The sequence below is a fragment of the Geobacter sp. AOG2 genome (assembly GCF_019972295.1).
Taxonomy (GTDB): domain Bacteria; phylum Desulfobacterota; class Desulfuromonadia; order Geobacterales; family Pseudopelobacteraceae; genus Oryzomonas.
In genome coordinates, this window is the sequence record NZ_BLJA01000001.1 from 3067154 (window position 1) to 3085079 (window position 17926).

The window sequence follows — 17926 nt, forward strand, 5'->3', positions numbered from 1 at the left end:
GAAAGAGCACAAAAACAGGCCGGGAGATATGTTCTCCCGGCCTGTTTAAAATCTCATTTCTCTTCCCAATTCTTACAATTCAGGTTATCTGTTACTAAGGCTTCCTGTTTCGCCGATGGATGGGTAAGTCAACTTGCCCTCGGATGACGCTGCACGGGATCTGCCGAATCCAGCAGGATTTGCCGGTTTTAATGGCTGATAAAGAGAAAATGATGCAAGTCACTCTCGCAAAAATTAAACCCCATCTCGTTTTTACAATAGGCCTGATCTTCCTGACACTTTTCGTGTATGGCCAGACCTTTGGGTTCGATTTTCTCTCCAATTGGGACGACTATCAGTATGTGACGAATAATCCTGATATCCGGGGGGTTACCGCAAAAAACCTGATAGCTGTTTTTTCCTCACATTACCTAGGGAACTACGCACCGATTCATCTCCTTTCCTACATGTTCGACTATCAGGTGGCAGGGTTGAACCCGGCATGGTTCCATGGGGTCAATCTGGTAGTACATATAGCAAATGGATTGCTGTTCTACCTGCTTGTCTATCGTTTGACGGGGAAACCCTTCTGGGCATTCGTGTCGTCCTCAGTTTTTCTTCTCCATCCCGCCCAGGTCGAGTCGGTGGCATGGGTATCCGAACGCAAGAATCTCCTTGCCATGTTTTTTTCACTCTGCTCCTTTCTTTCATATATCGCGTATCGTCGGCAAACCGGGGAGAGGAGGCACGCCGCGTACGTATTCTCCACGATTTTTCTGATACTGGCACTCCTTGCGAAGTCGATCGCGGTCATCATGCCGTTCGTTTTTTTGCTTCACGATGTTTTTCTTGAAACTCCTGTCCGCAGAAAAAACTTGTTTGTTGACAAAATTTTCTACGTTGTCGTCGCTGCTGTCGCAGCGGGCATTACCCTGGTCACTCAGTCTGTGGAAATGGGTGGAGGAAGCGTCGATTTCTTTGATGGGAACAGTACCGCCAAAATTTTTACCATGCTTCCCGTCCTGACCCGCTACATGCAGACACTGGTCTGGCCTTCAAATCTGGATTTGAACTCAGTCTACATATTTTATATAAAATACCGCATTGACCGGGATGTTGTCGTCGCTCTCCTTCTTGTTCTCACACTCTCCATCGCCGGCATATACCTTTTGCGCCGAGACCGGCGCTTATTCTTCGGTTTCTCCCTCTTTTTCTTGGGACTTGTTCCTGTCTCCCAGATTGTCCCGCTCGCGACCCTGATGAACGACCGCTATCTTTACTTCCCCATGCTCGGTGCCGCGTGGATTCTCGGCGGATTGTTGTCACGCTGCAACGACGCGTTCACACAAAACAAAATAAATCCCGCATTGGTGCTCATTGCTTGCATCCTTATCCCGTGCACGCTAGTTTCCCGCGAACGGACGGCAGTCTGGAAAAACGCCATAACCCTGTGGAGCGATGTGGTAAAGAAACTGCCAACACTCAAAGACCAACGCGCGGCCCTGGCGGCAGCCTACCTCTATGCCGGTCAGAAAACAAAAGCTCTCGAAACCTACGAAGAACTTTTTGCTCTGAAACGGAATTTTTCTGATCCACTGGCAGAACAAAAGGCGTTGCTTCAAACAGCAACCCTATACATGGATGCGGGAGCATCCGAAAAGGCCTTGCCGTTTCTGAGCGCCCTCACGACAAAGTTTCCCGGGTATGCCTGGGGATTCCAGAAGCTCGGGGACTATCATGACCGCCTCCGGAATCTTCCGGAGGCCGAGAAAGCCTATCACAGGGCTTTGGCCCTTGCCCCTGATTCATTGCCGACACTGATTGCCCTTGGAAACATCTGCATGAAAACGGGGAAGGTGGATGAAGCGCGGACCTATTTTCTTACGGCTTACGAAAAGGGTGGCAACGGCCCGTATCTTCAGTATCTTCTTGCCGGTGTTGAAGCGCGTGCCCAACACCATGAGAAATCACTACAGTACCTCGCAGAAGCGCTCAGGCTCGGTTACCGTGATCTTGACGCCATCACCAGTAATACGGATCTAGCCTCTATCCGGCAACTCCCTTCCTTCGCTCGTCTGATCTCCAACTATTTTGGGGGGAAAGACTGATATTGCGGGGAAGAACTTCCCATGCCACGCAGAGATAAGGTCTATCCAGGGGGGGCGGGATGTCCCATGGGTAGCAACTGTTTTGAAACATTGATTTTCAAAATGCGTTAAAGCCGCTTTAAGGGCCAACTATCATAACCCCTTGGCCTTGCCGGAAGATATCTCGTTTTCCCGCGTCTTTCCGAATGCTCTTGCGGAATCCAGAAGCTTCAATTTGCACAGCCTGAATGTCAAGGCAGTTCTCAGCACCCCCAACCCATAGGTTACGCTACGGCGGAAACTGATCGATGATGCGTCACTGAAGTATTTGGTGGGGCACGAGAGCTCGCCGATCCGAAAGTCGAACCAGGCGATCTGGGCCAGCATCTGGTTGTCGAACACAAAATCATCCGAGTTAAGATCCAGGGGGAGGTCCTCCAGTACTTCGCGCGAAAAGGCCCGGTATCCGGTATGGTACTCGGAGAGCTTCTGGCCGAGCAGGATGTTTTCAACAAAAGTGAGGAAACGGTTGGCAATGTATTTGTAAAGCGGCATCCCGCCTTTTAGCGCGCCGGTGCCGAGAATGCGCGAAGCAAGCACCGCATCGAACTCTCCCCATGCGATCATGGCCGCCATGGCTGGCAGTAGCAGTGGAGTGTACTGATAGTCTGGGTGCAGCATGATCACGATGTCGGCCCCTCTATCCAGTGCCGTACGGTAACAGGTCTTCTGGTTGCCGCCATACCCCTTGTTCTCCGCATGTATGATGGTGTGTATGCCGAGGCGCCGCGCCACATCCGCAGTTTGATCGCGACTGGCGTCGTCCACGAGGATTACTTCGTCCACGACATCAAGGGGGATTTCCCGATAGGTTATTTCAAGGGTCTTGGCGGCATTGTAAGCAGGGAGTACCGCTACAATTTTTTTCCCGTTCAGCATGTCTTTGTTTTCCCGTACAAAAAGGATGGAGTAGCTAGCTCTCTTCGATTATTACAGTTTTTGCCCCGGGTCAGGGAGCATGGGGTTGCATATCGTGTCGAGGAATTACTGCAAAAAGTAAAGGCAGGAAAAGCTCCCCGCCTTTTGAGTTATTCTTTAAGCGCGATTGCTATTTATGTTGTGGAACAGGGCCGGCAGAGAAGATAATGCTGTCAAATGTCCTGTTGAGGCTTTTGCTCGGGAAATTCGTCATTTCAGCCCCATTCCGGAGTTCCAGTTCCTGCCCTACGGATACCTTCATGGTCGGTGCCGCTACCCAAGTCTTTTTGCCGTCTTTTTCAAGATTTACGTACGTATAGCCGCCACTGTTCATGGTCTCCACAACTTTGCCGGAAATCGTAGAGCCGCTCGGCGCGTTCTGGGGCATAGCCGGAAGATGTTCGTGCGCCGGTTGTGTCTGCTGGTCTATCGAGGGGTGCCCCGCAGGCAGTATGTTGTGTGGTCCGGAGTTGGTAGGAACTTCTGATTTCGTGGCAGCGGCATTGGTTGCTACTCCAGGGGAGAAGATGATGTTATCAAAGGTGCGTTTCAGGGTGCTGCTGGTGAATTTGCCCATCGCCATGCCCGGCCAGAGTTTCAGCTCTTGCCCGACCTGGACTTTGAGAAGGGGAATGGCTACCCAGGTGTTCTTTCCGTCCTTTTCGAGATTGACATAGGTATAGCCGCTGCTGTTCATGGTCTCCACTACCTTGCCGGTCAGGAGTTGTGGCTCGGACTGCTGTGTGGCATGGGTAGTAATGGGGGCGGTCGCCTTTGGCGCTGGAACCGTTGTTGTCTGTGTGGTTGCACAGCCGGCCTGGAGGGCTGCTGCGAGGGCAAGTGAGCATCCTACGGCAACTGTTTTGCTGCGTACATTCATTTTTGGCTCCTGACTTCATGGGTAATGTGCTGCGAGCGCTGCTGAACAAAGCTTGTGACGCGTTGACTACGTTAACTCTTTTAGTACACTATTTCAAACAGTTTTGGAAGCCGTAACTTATTGGGCGTGAAAGAAAAGAGTTGTGTACGGATGCCGCCATTCGCAACCCGTCGTTGTGGAGAAAGGCCCGTGAGTGCAACAGGGCGGGGGGTTGTAAATTTATCTTGACTTACATCTCTCGTTTGTCTATAGTCCATAACTCTTTAAAATTGAATCAGATGGAGACGTCATATGTATGCGGTTATCAAGACAGGCGGTAAGCAGTATAAGGTAAGCGAGGGGGAGTTTCTCAAGGTTGAAAAACTTGATGGAAACATCGGGGACAGCATTGAGTTCGCCGAAGTCCTCATGGTTGGCGGCGAAAAGGTTGCCATCGGTGCTCCGCTGGTTGCCGGCGCCACGGTGACTGCCAAGATTGCGGCCCAAGGCAAGGACAAGAAGATTCTGGTGTTCAAGTCCAAGCGCCGTAAGGATTCCCGCAAGCTTCGCGGCCATCGCCAGGAGCGCACGGTCCTCAAGATAGAAAAGATCAGCGCATAAATCACGATTATTTTTCCCAGGAGAAACGGAAATGGCACATAAGAAAGGTGTAGGCAGTTCACGTAACGGCAGGGATTCGGACGGCCAAAGGCTGGGTTGTAAAAAATTCGGCGGCGAGGTTGTCAAGGCCGGCAATATCATCTACCGCCAGCACGGCACCCAGATTCATCCGGGCAACAATGTGGGTTGCGGCAAGGATTATACCCTGTTTGCCCTGATTGACGGAATCGTAACCTTTGAGCGCATGGGAAAAGACCGGAAAAAGGTCTCCGTATATCCCAACTAGGCGTCCGTAGCAAAAGTCCTCAAAGCCCGGAAGAATTATCTTCCGGGCTTTTTTACGTTCTTTTGGATAGATAGAACGATGTTTAAACATATTGTTTGCGCTTGATTTCCGTTTACGATATATTCAAACGCTATTGAATCCTTGTTCTGATTCGGCGCTCAGCCATTCGATACAAATCACCCCCCAGACTTCAGAGGAACCCATGTTTAAATCAAAACTGACCCGCAAGATCCTAACCATTATCGGCGGTATACTCTGCATCGGTTTTGCCGGATTGGGAGTTCTTGCCATTTATCTTGAATACAGCGCCACGATGGATCTGGAAAAGCGTAATGCCCGCCAGATTGCGGCAACCGTGAGCCACGATATCCTCAACCTGATGACCATTGGCGACATGAAGAACTTCAGCGCTTATGTCAAGGACATCAAGGCCAAAGGCAGTATTCTGGACATCAGGCTGTTCGGTCCCGAGGGCCGGGAGTGGGGTGGGGGCGGTGCAACGAGCGATGAGGTGCGTAATGCCTTGAAGTCGGGCAGCAGTGTGGAGGTCCTGGACAAGAAGGATGGCAAACATTTGCTCAGCCTGGCGCTGCCGCTGGAAAATGAGCAGCGCTGCCGCGGCTGCCATGACGCCTCGGCCAAGTATAGGGGGGGGCTGATTGTTACAACCTCCCTGGAAGAAGGTTATACAAGTGCTTACAAGCTGACGTTCGTGCTGTCGGCGATAGGGTTTTGTTTCTTTTTCGCAATCCTGGCCGCTTTGTACCTCTTTATCAACCGGACCCTGGTACTGCAGGTCAGGGAGTTGCATGAACAATTGGCCGAGATGGCCAGTGGTGAGGGAGACCTGACCAAGGTCGTGCGTGTCCGTTCCGACGATGAGTTGGGCAATCTTGGGACGGAGGTCAACCGGCTGACGACAAAGATCCGGGAAACCATCTTGCTGCTGTACCAACAGGCCTGCGTGATCGGCAGCGGTGTCTGTGAACTTTCGTTTGGTACGGACCGCACCCTGAACATGAGCCAGGAACAGAAAGAACAGGCTTCTGCGGTGGCCGTGGCATCTGAGGAGATGTCCATGACCATCAACGAGGTGGCCGGCAACACCCATCGCGCGGCGGCACTTTCGTCCGATGTGGACCTCGCTGCCAGCGAGGGATTGACGGTAGTGGAAGAAACCTGGGACTGCATGCGGCAGATCAGCGAGAGCGTGAACAGTACGTTAGATACCATCCGCCAGTTGGAGGCTTCATCCGCAAGTATCGGCGAGATGGTGGTGCTGATCGAGGATATCGCCGATCAGACCAACCTGTTGGCGTTGAACGCTTCCATCGAGGCTGCCCGCGCCGGTGACGCAGGGAAGGGTTTTGCCGTGGTAGCCAGCGAGGTCAAAGGACTGGCTGAGAAGACAACAAGATCCACCCGGGAGATAGAGCGCATCGTTGCCAATATCCAACAGGCCAGCCGTAAGGCGGCCACGATGATCGTGACCGAAACCAGCCTCGTCCAGACCGGGCTGACCAGGGCTGAGGACGCCCGTCAGCGGCTTGAGAACATCAAAAACCACTCGGCGGAATCACGTACCATGATTGAGCAGATCGCGACCGCTTCCGAACAGCAAAGCGCCACCACCCAGGAGATTTCGGAAAAAATTCAGGGGGTTTCTGCCACAGCGAACGAAACGTTTGAATTGACGCAGTTGACCAATGAGGCGTTTGCAACGTTTTCTGACCTGGTCGAGCAGATCTACGGTACGGTGGGCAAGTTCTCGGTGGGGAATTATCACGATGATGTCAAATCATATATTCGCGAGATGGAGGGGCAGGTACTGGGAACGATCGAAGCAGCCTTGCGCGACCGGACGATTACATTGGAGGCTCTCTTCGACAGGAACTATGTTCCCGTTCCCAATACCGATCCGCAAAAGTTTACGACCAAGTTCGATGCCTTCTTCGACCGCGTGGTGTCTTCCTATCAGGAGAAGATCGTCGCCAAGGATAGCAAGCTTTTGTACGCCATCTGTGTTGACAACAACGGTTATTGCCCGTGCCATAACCTGCGCTACACCAAGCCGCTGACCGGAAACCCGGAGGTGGACAAGAACAATAACCGCACCAAACGGATCTTCAACGACCGCACCGGTATCCGTTGCGCCCGCAACACGGACGGTTTCCTGCTTCAGACCTACCGCCGCGATACCGGAGAGATCCTCAACGACATGTCGCGGCCGCTTTTGATCAACGGCAGGCATTGGGGCGGTATCCGCATCGGCTACCTGTCCCCCTGCGAGTTGGTCATCAAGCTCGACAACAAGACAAAAGGCGCGTGATCCGGGCGTAAGGCCGTCTGTACGTAAAAGCCCTGTACAACCTCGTACAGGGCTTTTTGTTGTGCTGGTGGGACATCACCGGTACCAGGACGAGCTATCTAAGATGGCATGATATACATATCAACGACCGTTCCTCTTTTGCCCATAAAAAATAGTTGTAGCTATTTCCCGGATCGGGGGTGGCGTTGTTGCAATTATGCACATCATGGCAACTTGAGCACGTCACGATATCTCCCGCGTACAGGACATCGCGGATTTTTCTTTTCCCATCACGGGTGATGGTGTTGTAAATACCTGCAACGTTACTCGGGACCAGCGATGTGGCAAAGGCATCGTCGAGTTCAGCCAAACCCTGGACGTTGCCGTTGTTCTGAATGCTCAGCGCTTCGGAATAGCTGAACCCGATCGGATGATCATTGGTCAGGTCGCCGTTCCTCCCGACAGCAGCGTCATTGCTCATGGATACGGATCCGGTGGTCGAAAACACGCTGCCATGTTGGTCAATGGCGGTAACGCCATCATGGCAGCTCATGCAAAGACGGCTTGATCCCGTCAGGGGGTCATAAATCGATAAGGTCTGATTCATTGGCGCTGCCCACTGATAACTCTGCCAACCGCTTGAATCCGAGTCGTTAGCTGTATGGTTCCACAGAGGACCGCCAGAGTTGTCCGAATTATGGGGAGTATGGCAGTAAAGGCAGGACCCCCTGCCTAAGGGGTCTTCGACAAGGGCGGCGAATACCCTCATGTCGTGAACAGAGCCGGCCGAGCAGGTCCCCGGAAGCATTCCTCCCCAAGAGGTGCCAACAGTGCTTGCCATCACGGCAAACAGTAAAAAGGTTACGAACCGTGTTTTAGCGTAAAGCATAAGAAAAGAAATACTTTCTCTGCAACTCACAACGTGCGTGAGGAGAAGGTTAAATGGTCCCATCAGCTCTTATCTGCATGGGGGGCAAAAAAGATATATGGGGAGGACGAGTTTTTACTAGAAGCACTCGCTGTGCCGAATATGAGGGTAGCAAGGTTACAAATTGGTGAAGAACCGTAAATTAGTGCAAATATAATAACATGGGGCAAAATAGTATATGGGGTGTGTCAGAAACGGCGCGGCAATTCTGCCCATCTCCACCCCTCATTCAGTCATATCGCGTAAGGGCGCGCAGATTATCTTGTGAATTGACCGGCCGGCCCCGGATAGGAATTAAAGCCCTCTGCGTAGCGCGCGACCAGTTCCCGTATCGTCTTCTTCATGCCCATTTTGTTGGGTCCCACGACAACAAGGTTCAGGTTCTGCGGCGCAAAGAGGTCGCGGGCGGCCTCTTGCAGCACATCAACCGTGATGCGCCGCGCCTCCTCCTGGTCTTCTTCGATACTCCGTTTAATCCCGATGAGTTCACCCCATCCGTAGCGCACACCCATCTCATATGCCGAATCTCGACTATATTCCAGGTCAAAGATGTAGGAATGCCGGACCCGTTCCAGTTCCGCCGCAGTGACCGGCTCGCTGGCAATGCGCCCGATTTCACCGAGGGATACCTCTACCGCCTGATGCAGGTTGTTTGGGGCGGTGGAGAGATCAAAGGTCAGACAGCCGGTTTCGTCATAGGCCCCAATGGCCCCCTCCACGGAATAGATGATCCCCAACTCCTCCCGCAGCCGCAAGTGCAGGCGCGAACTGCCCCCACCCGCCAGGATGCGGCGCAAGAGCCGAACGGCCATGAAGCGACGGTCGCCACGGGGAAACCCCAGAAAAGCCAACTGCAGGTTCATCTGACTGTCCGAGTCCCGAACGAAACGAATCTGTGGGGCGGTATTGCGTCGGTTAACCAGCCGAGTTGCAGGGGGGGCGCTCCCCTGCCAACCGTTGAAAACCTCACCCGCCGCAACAAATACCTCGTGGTTGCACACCGGGCCGGCGACCACAACCACCGTTGCGCTTGGGACATAGTACCGTTGCAGGTGCGCCTCAAGATCTGTCCGGCCAATGGCGGCAATACTCTCCAGGGAGCCTATGGTCGGCATGCCCAAGGGATGTCGCGGCCAGAGCAGGCGGCTGGCTATGGTATCGGGGTTGATCTCGTCGCCCTGCTCGTTCAGGTCTTCCCGCGCCTCTTCCGTGATGATGCGCTGCTCTACCTCAATCCCCTCCAGAAGCGGTCGTAACAGCATGGAGGCGAAGATATCCATGCCCTGCCGCACATGGGCCGGGTGGACACGGGAGTAGTAGCAGGTGGATTCGGCGTCGGTGGCGGCATTTGGGGCTCCGCCGACGGCCTCGAAGGCGGTTTCGATCTCAAGCGACGAGGTATAATCGGCCGTACCGCGAAAAAGGATATGCTCCAAAAAGTGGGAAAGACCCTCTCTGCCGGGAGGGTCGTTTCGCCCGCCAACTTTGACGTAGATCGCCAGTTCGGCCGCGTGCAGGTGGGGCATCTCGACACAAACGACCCGCAGGCCGTTGGCCAGGGTGTGGAAAAACGGCTTGATCATGTCAGCGCCTCCCGTATCCGTGCAATAGAGTGACGGTACTCTTCCGGCGTAAGGACCCGTTCGTCATGCGGCTCGGTCCAGATCGGGCGCGGCCAGGCTTTTTCCGAGGTAAAACGGGGTACCAGGTGCCAGTGCATGTGCGGGACCATGTTGCCCAGGAGTTCGTAGTTGATCTTGTCGGGCTGGAAGACGTCGAACAGCGCCTTGGCCACCCGGCTGATCTCTTCCGTGAGTTCGCTCCGCACCCGGCGGTCGAGGTGGAAGAGTTCGGTCACGTGGGTCTTGCTGAACAGCAGCGTATAGCCGGGGAAGAACTGGTCGCGGTTAAGGATGACATAGGAATGGTCGAGTTCGGCGATACGCAAGTCGGCGTCGCTCTCCCAACGGCTGCACATGGGGCAGGGTGACAGGGTCATGTATGGCTCCTATATTCTCTCATTTTTCCAGCGGGTCCGCAGGCGTGCCAATTCCTTGCCGTCCTCCCGGTTTGTGATCTGGTGCAGGCAGCAGGTCGGCGGCCCGGTTTCCGCAATTGCGCAGCGTGATACCACGTTATCGCCGCGGCGGGCCTCGGCCCGGAAGACGATTTCCAGTTCCTGCAGGCTGTCCGATGCTACGGCGTCCGGGACAGCTTCCAGTGCCCATCCCGCATAAATGGTATTGTTCACATGATGGTTCATATCGAGATCGCTGCGTAGTACCCGGAAGCCCATCTCTGTTGTGGCGGCCTCGGGGAAGGGCGGCAGCGGGGAGAAGTCGTCGTCCACCGCCCGCTGCGGCGTCAGCGGATAGGGGGGGAGATTCCCCTCCAGTCTGACCGGGCGGCGGGTGGCAACGTTTACTACCGCCCACGAACTGGTCGCCCTCGCCACGCAGGCACCATGATCATCGTACAATTCGAATTCGCGGCAGGTAAATATCTCCTGGCGGGTTGCCGGCCAGGTGCGGACCGTCACGGTCTCCCCGGCGCGGGGATAGCGTGCGGCCACCAAGTGGATGCGTGACAGTACCCAGGTCAACCCCAGTTTTCTCAGGTCGGCCATGGCTACGCCCAGAGTGGTGGCATGCATCCCCGCCGTGTCCTGCAGATAGTTGAGCAGGGTCGCCACCCTCAGATTGCCGCAACTGTCCAGTTCGTGGTAGCGAACCGGGAAATCCTTCGTGAAGATTCTCTGTTCCATAGGAGCCTTGATTTTGTCAGTGGTGAATGGTGAAACGGTGAATGGTAAAGGCTTAATTACGATTCACCGTGGGGTGGGGTTCCATGTCTTCCCGAACCGGCATCATAGCAGATTGCCTCCAAAAAAAAAGCCCCCTGCCATGGGGCAGGAGGCTTTTGGGGGGAACGCCCGCCGCAGGTCATACAGCGGGCCGACTAGGGCAACCCTCTTTGCAGTGGGATACCGGACGAATTCTGAATCTTGCAGTCCACATAATCGGGTTCTCCTTTCGCGGTTTACGTATAAAACTCCTAACAGGATAAAAATTATCCTAATACTTTCCAGAAAAATGTCAATTGAAAAACAGCGGCAGGGGTAGCCCGTTTCCGTGCTCCAACTTGACACCGGGCCGGTTTCGGACTACAAGTTCAGGCAGGCACCGCCATCATCCCGTTTTGTTAAAGAAAACAAGGAGCAGGTTCATATGTCACAGCAGGTTTCTTTCGTCGGTGCGGGACCGGGGGCATCAGACCTCATCACTATCCGGGGCGCCCGACTTTTACGTCACGCCGATGTGGTCATATATGCCGGCAGCCTGGTGGACCGGGAGTTGGTGCGCCGCTACGCTGCCACGGCGGATGTGTACGATTCGGCCGGCATGACCCTTGACGAAGTCATGGGCGTCATCATGGATGCAGTCTCTGCGGGCAGGAGCGTGGTGCGGCTTCATACCGGGGATCCGTCGATTTACGGCGCCATCCAGGAGCAGATGGAAGCCCTTGACCGACTGGGGGTGACATACCAGGTGGTGCCCGGCGTAACCAGCGCCTTTGCCGCCGCCGCCGCCCTCAAACAGGAACTGACCCTGCCGGAAGTGTCACAATCGGTGATCTTTACCCGCATGGAGGGGCGCACACCGGTACCGGAGCGGGAAAGTCTCAGCCGGATCGCCGGTATCGGCGCCACCCTGGTGATCTATCTTTCGGTGGGTATGATCGACCGGGTGGTGGCAGAACTCCTGGCCGGGGCCTACTCCCCGGAGACCGCCGCCGCCGTGGTCTGCCGTGCCTCCTGGGAGGACGAACTGATCATCGAAGGGACCCTGGCCGATATCGCCGCCAAGGTTCGCGAGGCCGGCATCGAGCGCCAGGCTCTGATCATCGTGGGGGATGTGTTGGCGGCACGCCGTGAAGGGCTCAAGGCGCGGTCGTTGCTTTACGATGACAGTTTCTCCCACGGTTTTCGCGGCAGCGCCATAGGGTGACATGCGCGTCGCCGTGATCGCCATAACCCGCAACGGGGTGCAGTTGGGACAACGGTTGCGGGGAGGGCTCCCCGAAGCAGAGTTGTACGCTTCCAGCCGCTATGCCGGGCAGGCCGGGACGACCAGGCGCCTCTTCGACCCTGCCGGCCTGAAGGCGCTGGTCGCCTCACTCTGGAAGGAATACGACGGTCTCGTCTTCATCATGGCCGCCGGCATTGTAGTGCGCATGATTGCACCGTTTCTGGAATCCAAGGAGACCGACCCGGCCGTGGTGGTGATGGACGATGCCGGCAAATTCTCCATCTCCCTCATCGCGGGCCATCTGGGTGGCGCCAACGAACTGGCCGAGCGCTGCGCCTTCATCTGCGGGGCCCGGCCGGTGATCACTACGGCCACGGATGCAAACGGGCTCCCTTCGTTCGACCTCCTGGCCAAGGAGCAGGGGTGGGTTATCGACGACATCAGCCGGGTCAAGCTCCTCAACAGGCTGCTTCTGGATGACGAGGAGATTGCCATCGTCGATCCCACGGGGAAGACGCGTTGCTGGCTGTGCGGGCGGGGCCGGACCTCTTTCCACGAGACCTTCGCCGAGGCGATGGACAGTCCGGCCCGCGGCTTCCTGTTCGTGACCAACCGCCATCTCCCCCCCCAGACCCAGCCCGATAACCTGCTGATCCTGCGCCCCTGTAATCTGGTGTTGGGCATCGGCTGCAATCGCGGTACGACGGTGGACGAAATCGATGATTTCGTCACGGCCCAGCTCAAGCGCATATTCCTCTCCCGCAAGAGCGTGCGGCTGGTTGCCACGGTAACGGTCAAGCGGGACGAAATGGGTTTGATCGCCTTTGCGGAGCGGCTCGGCGTTCCACTGGCATGCTTCGGGGCCGATGAATTGAATGCGGTGGCGGTCCCGTCTCCGCCGTCGCAGCATGCTCTGGCGGCTGTCGGCGTCTCGGGCGTGGCGGAGCCGTCTGCCATACTGGGAGCGGGCGGCGGCCGGCTGCTGCTGAAGAAGGTCAAGTCGGAGAACGTCACCCTGGCGGTGGCAGAGTTGAAAGAGGAGGAACCCCATGCCTGAAAAGCCGCTGCTGGCCGTTACCATGGGAGACCCCTGTGCCGTCGGTCCGGAGATCATCGTCAAGGCGTTGGGCAATCCCCAGGCCGTCGCGGGATGCACACCCCTGGTCGTAGGCGACAGGACGGCGCTTGAGCGGGCGGTGCAGGTCTGCGGTTCGCGGCTGGAGATTGCTGAAATCACGGAACCCGAGGAGGCGCACCAGGTTCCGGACGGCACCATGGCGCTCTTGCCGCTCTCCCGCTTGTCCGAAGGTGACGTGCAGTACGGCAGGCCGACGCTGGCCGCAGGTGATGCCGTTTATCGCTATATCTGCACGGCTGCCCGACTCTGCCTTGCAGGCCGGGTAGCGGCCATGGCCACGGCTCCCATCAATAAGGAGGCCATGAACCGGGCCGGCCATGATTATCACGGACACACCGAGCTTTTGGCGGAACTGTGCGGGGTCGACGATTATGTGATGATGCTGGCCGGTGACCTGCTCAGGGTCAGCTTGGTGACGATCCACGAGGCGCTTCGCGATGTCCCCGGCCTGATCAGCCGGGAACGGGTTCTGACCACGATCCGGGTTACGGAGGACGGGGTGCGTCGCCTGACCGGCAAGGACCGTCCCCGCTTGGCGGTGCTGGCCCTCAACCCCCATTGCGGCGAGGGGGGGATGTTCGGCAACGAGGAACAGGTGGCCATCGTACCGGCTATCGAAGCGGCCAGGCACGAGGGGATCGACGCCCAGGGGCCGCTCTCGGCGGACACCCTCTTTTATTTCGCCCAGCAGGGCGCCTACGATGGGGTGGTGGCCATGTACCACGACCAGGGATTGATACCGCTCAAGATGCTTCATTTCGACGATGGCGTCAACGTCACCCTCGGATTACCGATCATCCGCACCTCGGTGGATCATGGCACGGCTTATGATCTGGCGGGTACCGGTAGGGCCTCGGAGAAGAGTCTTGTAGCGGCCATCAGGATGGCCGTGGGGATGGCGGCAGTGGCAAAGGATGGATCGATATAGGGAGGGGAAACGCCCGACAAAAAAGCCCCGCCGGTAACGGCGGGGCTTTTTTGTTTCAGCCCATAAGGGCGTTAAGCATCTTGGTCGCGACGTCCTTGCCGCTGATATTGTAGGTACCCGCGGCCAACTGGTCCCTGATGGAGGTTACCTTCTCCCAGCGAATGGTGTCTTCCGCGGGGGCGCTTGACAAAAGCTTTTCCGTAGTCGATGAGAGTTTTACGCTGAATGCGTCGCCCTCCTCCTGCGTCGATTGGGACTCGGAGCTCTTCCGCGCAGTCGAACCTTTGATTGTTTTATCCTGTGTCCCTGTCAGGGATCTAATCCCGGTATCGATTTTCATGGCGGCCTCCTCTCCGATCTTATTCATCCATCTTTACTATTTATCGGCAAAGCGGGGTTAAAGCTTTAGAACTTATCCGAACAAGATTATTTACGGACAAGTTCTAAATTGAATTTGGAACTCCCCGCGGCATCCGGATAAAGCGGCCGTAGTCCTGGTCGGTCCCCTTGATATGGTGGATCAGCCATTCGATCAGAAAGTCCAGGGTCTTGGCGCTCAACTCTTCGCCGTTTTCGATATTGGTGTGCATATTCATGAGCCTGGTAACGAAAAAATCGTGTTCCTGACGGTGGCTCGAAAATCCGGAAAAATTATGGGAGAGCATCAAGTGCTCCTCATCGGAGAAGTGATGTTGTACGTAGCCGATCAGTTTCTGGAGCACATCGTCGATGATCCGGGCACCTTCCCCCTTCTGCACCGCGTCGTTGAGCACCTTGATCCAGTCGATCAACTCCCTGTGCTGAGCGTCGACGACGGGAAGGCCCAGTGCCATGCTTTCATCCCATTCGGGAAATGCCATAGTCCCTCCTTTACCTTTCGGGTTGCTGCCTGAGGTCCAGTTCGCGCACAGCGCCGAAGGCCGTGAGCGGTTTGTCGAATTTGGCGGCATCGCCCACCACCACCAGTTTGAAGGCCTCGGGCTTCAGATGCCTTCGGGCGGCGGCGAGCACGTCCTCTTTCGTTACCCGGGCGATATTGTCGCGGTAGCCCTCCAGGTAGCCGGAAGGATAACCGTAGAACTCCAGCCGCGCCCGCTGGGTCACGATCGAGGCCGGGCTGGTGAAACCGAACATGAAGGAGTTGATGATATATTCCTTGGCGGCTTTCAACTCCTGGTCGCTGACCGGCTCCCTGGTCATGCCGGCGATGATCCCCTCCATCAGGGAGATAGCCTTGCCGGTGGATTCAGCCTTGGTCTCGGTTTCGGCGAGGAAGGTACCGGTAAAACGCCGGCCGACGTCGAAACGGCTGTCCACATTGTAGGCCAATCCTTGGTTGGTACGGATCTCCATGGTCAGGCGCGAAGTGAAACTGCCTCCCAGGATGTAATCCAGAATGCGCAGGGCGTAGATATCGGGATCGTCTTTGGTTATCCCCAGGTGCCCCAGACGGATCACGGTCTGGTTGACCTCTTTTTTGCCGTAGATCACCTCTGGCCGGAAGTCGGTCACCGGCTGCGGGATGTCCGGTAGGGCCGGCGATGCCGTCGGGCTCGGTTTACCGAAAACGGCGTTCAACTCCTTGAGCAGTGCCGTGCGGTCGAAATCGCCCGACACAGCCAGGATCATGGAATCCGGCCGGAAGAAACGGCGGTGGAAATCGACCATATCCTGGCGCGTGATGGCGTTGGCCGAAGCAAACGTAGGGACAACCCCCAGGGGATGGCCGGCATAGATGGCACGACCAAGCTCCCGCTCGGCAATCCCCTTGGGGTCGTCGTTCTGTCTCCGCAACCCTTCGATCAGGTGTTTGCGGGCGATATCTACCCGTTTCTGGCTGAAGTCGGGCCGCAAAAGCACATCGCTGAAGATGCGCAGGGTACGGCTGAAGTTCTTCGTGAGCGACGTCAGGGAGACCGTGCCCATATCGGGGCCAATGCCGCTTTCCACAGCAGAGGCCATGAACTCCAGTTCGTCGTCCATCTTTTCCGGCGAGAGCCCGCCGGCGCCGCCGCTACGCATGACGCTGCCGGTCAGGGAAGCCAGGCCGGCCTTGGCGGCCGGTTCATAGACCGATCCGGTGTGGACCAGGGCCGTGACGTTGACAATGGGCAGTTCCGTGTCCCGCAGCAGGTAGACCGGCATGCCGCATTCCAGCATCACCCGTTCGGCCCTGGGTATCTCGAAACGCAGCTCGGGGAAGCTCATGGTGCGGGGGTCGGCCTTCCCGCCGGCGGCACCTGCGGTCGCACCTGCCGCGAAAAGGAACAAGAGGGAGATGATCAGTCGTTTCATGTGCCTTCCTCCCCCTTTTTGGTGATGGACCCAATCATGCGGTTTTCCCTGGTGAAATATTTCCGGGCGACCCGCTGGATATCGGCGGCGGTGACCGATGCCACCTTACGGCGGTATTCGGTCATGTAGCGCCACGTGCCGGCGACCGCCTCGTACTCAGTCAGGTTGCGGGCCAGACCGCCGTTGGTGCCCATCCGGCGGGCCTCCTCATACTCGATCTTGTTAAGGACGCGCTGGAGGTCCCGTTCGGCCACCGGCTCCGTTTTGAGCAGTTCCAGTTCATGGAGGATGGCCTCCTCCACCTCCCTGGTCGTATGGGGAGCGCGGGGATTGGCATTGACAATGAAGAGGTTGGGATAACGGCTGCCGGGGGCGTCGAAGACCCCTACCTCGGTCGCGATCTGTTTTTCGATGACCAGATCTTTATACAGACGGGAGGTCCGGCCGTTACCCAGGATCATGTTGATCACGTCAAAGACGTAGTCATCGGGGGCATTGATGGCAGGTTTGTGGAACCCGATCATCAAGGTCGGTTCGGCCTCGGCCACCAGTTCGATGCGCCGCTCCCCTTCCTGCTTCGGTTCTTCGGCCGTGACGGGCGCAGGTTTCTTTCCGGGAGGTATGTCACCGAAATAACGCTCCACCAGGGCGATGGTCGCCTTGGTGTCAATGTCCCCCACGATGGCCACGATGGCGCTCTGAGGGCCGTAGTAGGAGTGGAAGAACCGTTCCGCCTTGGTGCGGGTCAGGTTCTCGATATCCGGCATCCAGCCGATGGTGGGGTGGCCGTAGGGATGGGCCAGAAAGCCGGAGGCAATGAAGGTCTCCCACAATTTGCTTTCCGGGTCGGCGTCGGTGGAGCGTCGGCGCTCTTCCATCACCACGGCGCGTTCCGAGTAGAATTCGCGCAGTACGGCGTTCTGCATGCGGTCGGACTCGATGGCTGCCCACAATTCCAGCTTGTTGGCGGGCAGATTGATCAGATAGGTGGTGCCGTCGCGGCTGGTGAACGCATTGTATCCGACACCGCCGTTTTTGGCGTAGAGTTCGAAGAACTCATCCTTTATGACGTACTGGGACGCCTCGGCCTCCAGCGCCGCCAGTTGTTTCTCCAATGCGGCAATCCTGATTTTGTCCCCTTGGTCCCGTTTGGCCTTCTCGGCGATCATGGCCTGGGCGGTCTGTTCGATCTTGTCCAGAAGCGGCTTTTCGGCAGCATAGTTCTTTGTCCCCAGGGTGGTGGTGCCCTTGAACAGCATATGCTCCAGCATGTGGGCAATACCCTGCTCGTCGCTGCGCTCGTCCACGCTCCCCACCCGGAAGCGGATCCAGGCCGCCACGGTCGGAGATGTATGACGCTCCACCAGAAGGAGTTTCATGCCGTTCTTCATGGTATGCTCGACGACCTTGTCTTCCAGCCCCGAGGCGAAGAGGTTGGTTGAGCACAGGCAGAGCGCTATGATAAACAACCACATCCGTTTCATAGGTTTT

The 17926-nt window shown here is 56.6% G+C and carries 17 protein-coding genes; 7 read left to right on the forward strand and 10 right to left on the reverse strand.

Annotated features, from left to right (window positions below; all coding sequences use genetic code 11):
- Nucleotides 1-191 precede the first annotated feature (191 nt).
- On the forward strand, nt 192-2087 hold the full coding sequence (locus tag LDN12_RS13975; RefSeq protein WP_223923273.1) for a tetratricopeptide repeat protein: 1896 nt from the start codon (nt 192-194) through the stop codon (nt 2085-2087).
- A 132-nt stretch (nt 2088-2219) separates the two neighbouring features.
- On the opposite strand, the gene LDN12_RS13980 is transcribed toward LDN12_RS13975, so the two are convergent.
- Together LDN12_RS13980 and LDN12_RS13985 are read right to left on the reverse strand one after the other, a co-directional pair.
- Nucleotides 2220-3005 carry a glycosyltransferase family 2 protein gene (locus LDN12_RS13980; protein WP_223923274.1) on the reverse strand — a complete coding sequence of 262 codons (786 nt, stop codon included), beginning with the start codon at nt 3003-3005 and terminating at the stop codon, nt 2220-2222.
- A gap of 169 nt (nt 3006-3174) precedes the next feature.
- Complete coding sequence (locus tag LDN12_RS13985; RefSeq protein WP_223923275.1) at nt 3175-3924, reverse strand: hypothetical protein; 750 nt, start codon at nt 3922-3924, stop codon at nt 3175-3177.
- Nucleotides 3925-4215: 291 nt separating this feature from the next.
- Here LDN12_RS13985 and rplU point away from each other — a divergent pair, with 291 nt between their 5' ends.
- From rplU to LDN12_RS14000, 3 genes are all read left to right on the forward strand, one after another.
- Nucleotides 4216-4524 (forward strand): 50S ribosomal protein L21, encoded by a 309-nt coding sequence (rplU, locus tag LDN12_RS13990; RefSeq protein WP_149307682.1) that lies wholly within the window; start codon nt 4216-4218, stop codon nt 4522-4524.
- A 31-nt stretch (nt 4525-4555) separates the two neighbouring features.
- The gene (gene rpmA, locus LDN12_RS13995; protein ID WP_223923276.1) at nt 4556-4810 is read left to right on the forward strand and encodes a 50S ribosomal protein L27; all 255 of its coding nucleotides are present in this window, start codon (nt 4556-4558) and stop codon (nt 4808-4810) included.
- A 202-nt stretch (nt 4811-5012) separates the two neighbouring features.
- Nucleotides 5013-7139: a methyl-accepting chemotaxis protein gene (locus tag LDN12_RS14000; RefSeq protein WP_223923277.1), complete on the forward strand. Its 2127-nt coding sequence runs from the start codon at nt 5013-5015 to the stop codon at nt 7137-7139.
- Nucleotides 7140-7233: 94 nt separating this feature from the next.
- Here the strand turns inward: LDN12_RS14000 and LDN12_RS14005 are convergent, their stop codons facing one another.
- The 4 genes from LDN12_RS14005 to LDN12_RS14020 form a co-directional block, all read right to left on the reverse strand.
- A complete protein-coding gene (locus tag LDN12_RS14005; protein ID WP_223923278.1) occupies nt 7234-7725 on the reverse strand; it encodes a hypothetical protein in 492 nt (163 codons plus the stop codon).
- A gap of 578 nt (nt 7726-8303) precedes the next feature.
- Nucleotides 8304-9629 carry a pitrilysin family protein gene (locus tag LDN12_RS14010; protein ID WP_223923279.1) on the reverse strand — a complete coding sequence of 442 codons (1326 nt, stop codon included), beginning with the start codon at nt 9627-9629 and terminating at the stop codon, nt 8304-8306.
- On the reverse strand, nt 9626-10045 hold the full coding sequence (locus LDN12_RS14015) for an HIT family protein (RefSeq protein WP_223923280.1): 420 nt from the start codon (nt 10043-10045) through the stop codon (nt 9626-9628). The genes LDN12_RS14010 and LDN12_RS14015 overlap by 4 nt, the downstream gene beginning before the upstream one ends.
- A 9-nt stretch (nt 10046-10054) precedes the next feature.
- On the reverse strand, nt 10055-10810 hold the full coding sequence (locus LDN12_RS14020; RefSeq protein ID WP_223923281.1) for an acyl-[acyl-carrier-protein] thioesterase: 756 nt from the start codon (nt 10808-10810) through the stop codon (nt 10055-10057).
- A 463-nt stretch (nt 10811-11273) separates the two neighbouring features.
- On the opposite strand from LDN12_RS14020, the gene cobM reads away from it, so the two are divergent.
- Genes cobM through pdxA form a run of 3 tightly spaced genes read left to right on the forward strand, consistent with a single transcriptional unit; the run spans nt 11274 to nt 14140 of the window.
- A complete protein-coding gene (gene cobM / locus LDN12_RS14025; protein ID WP_223923282.1) occupies nt 11274-12053 on the forward strand; it encodes a precorrin-4 C(11)-methyltransferase in 780 nt (259 codons plus the stop codon).
- Between the two features lies 1 nt (nt 12054).
- On the forward strand, nt 12055-13131 hold the full coding sequence (locus LDN12_RS14030; RefSeq protein WP_223923283.1) for a cobalt-precorrin 5A hydrolase: 1077 nt from the start codon (nt 12055-12057) through the stop codon (nt 13129-13131).
- Complete coding sequence (pdxA, locus tag LDN12_RS14035) at nt 13124-14140, forward strand: 4-hydroxythreonine-4-phosphate dehydrogenase PdxA (protein WP_223923284.1); 1017 nt, start codon at nt 13124-13126, stop codon at nt 14138-14140. Before LDN12_RS14030 ends, pdxA begins: the two co-directional genes overlap by 8 nt.
- Before the next feature lie 55 nt (nt 14141-14195).
- On the opposite strand, the gene flgM is transcribed toward pdxA, so the two are convergent.
- From flgM to LDN12_RS14055, 4 genes are all read right to left on the reverse strand, one after another.
- On the reverse strand, nt 14196-14480 hold the full coding sequence (gene flgM, locus LDN12_RS14040; protein ID WP_223923285.1) for a flagellar biosynthesis anti-sigma factor FlgM: 285 nt from the start codon (nt 14478-14480) through the stop codon (nt 14196-14198).
- Nucleotides 14481-14583: 103 nt separating this feature from the next.
- Nucleotides 14584-15000, reverse strand: a complete 417-nt coding sequence (locus LDN12_RS14045) for a bacteriohemerythrin (RefSeq protein ID WP_223923286.1) — start codon at nt 14998-15000, stop codon at nt 14584-14586.
- Nucleotides 15001-15010: 10 nt separating this feature from the next.
- On the reverse strand, nt 15011-16435 hold the full coding sequence (locus LDN12_RS14050; RefSeq protein ID WP_223923287.1) for a pitrilysin family protein: 1425 nt from the start codon (nt 16433-16435) through the stop codon (nt 15011-15013).
- Nucleotides 16432-17919, reverse strand: a complete 1488-nt coding sequence (locus LDN12_RS14055; RefSeq protein WP_223923288.1) for a pitrilysin family protein — start codon at nt 17917-17919, stop codon at nt 16432-16434. The genes LDN12_RS14050 and LDN12_RS14055 overlap by 4 nt, the downstream gene beginning before the upstream one ends.
- Between the last annotated feature and the right edge of the window lie 7 nt (nt 17920-17926).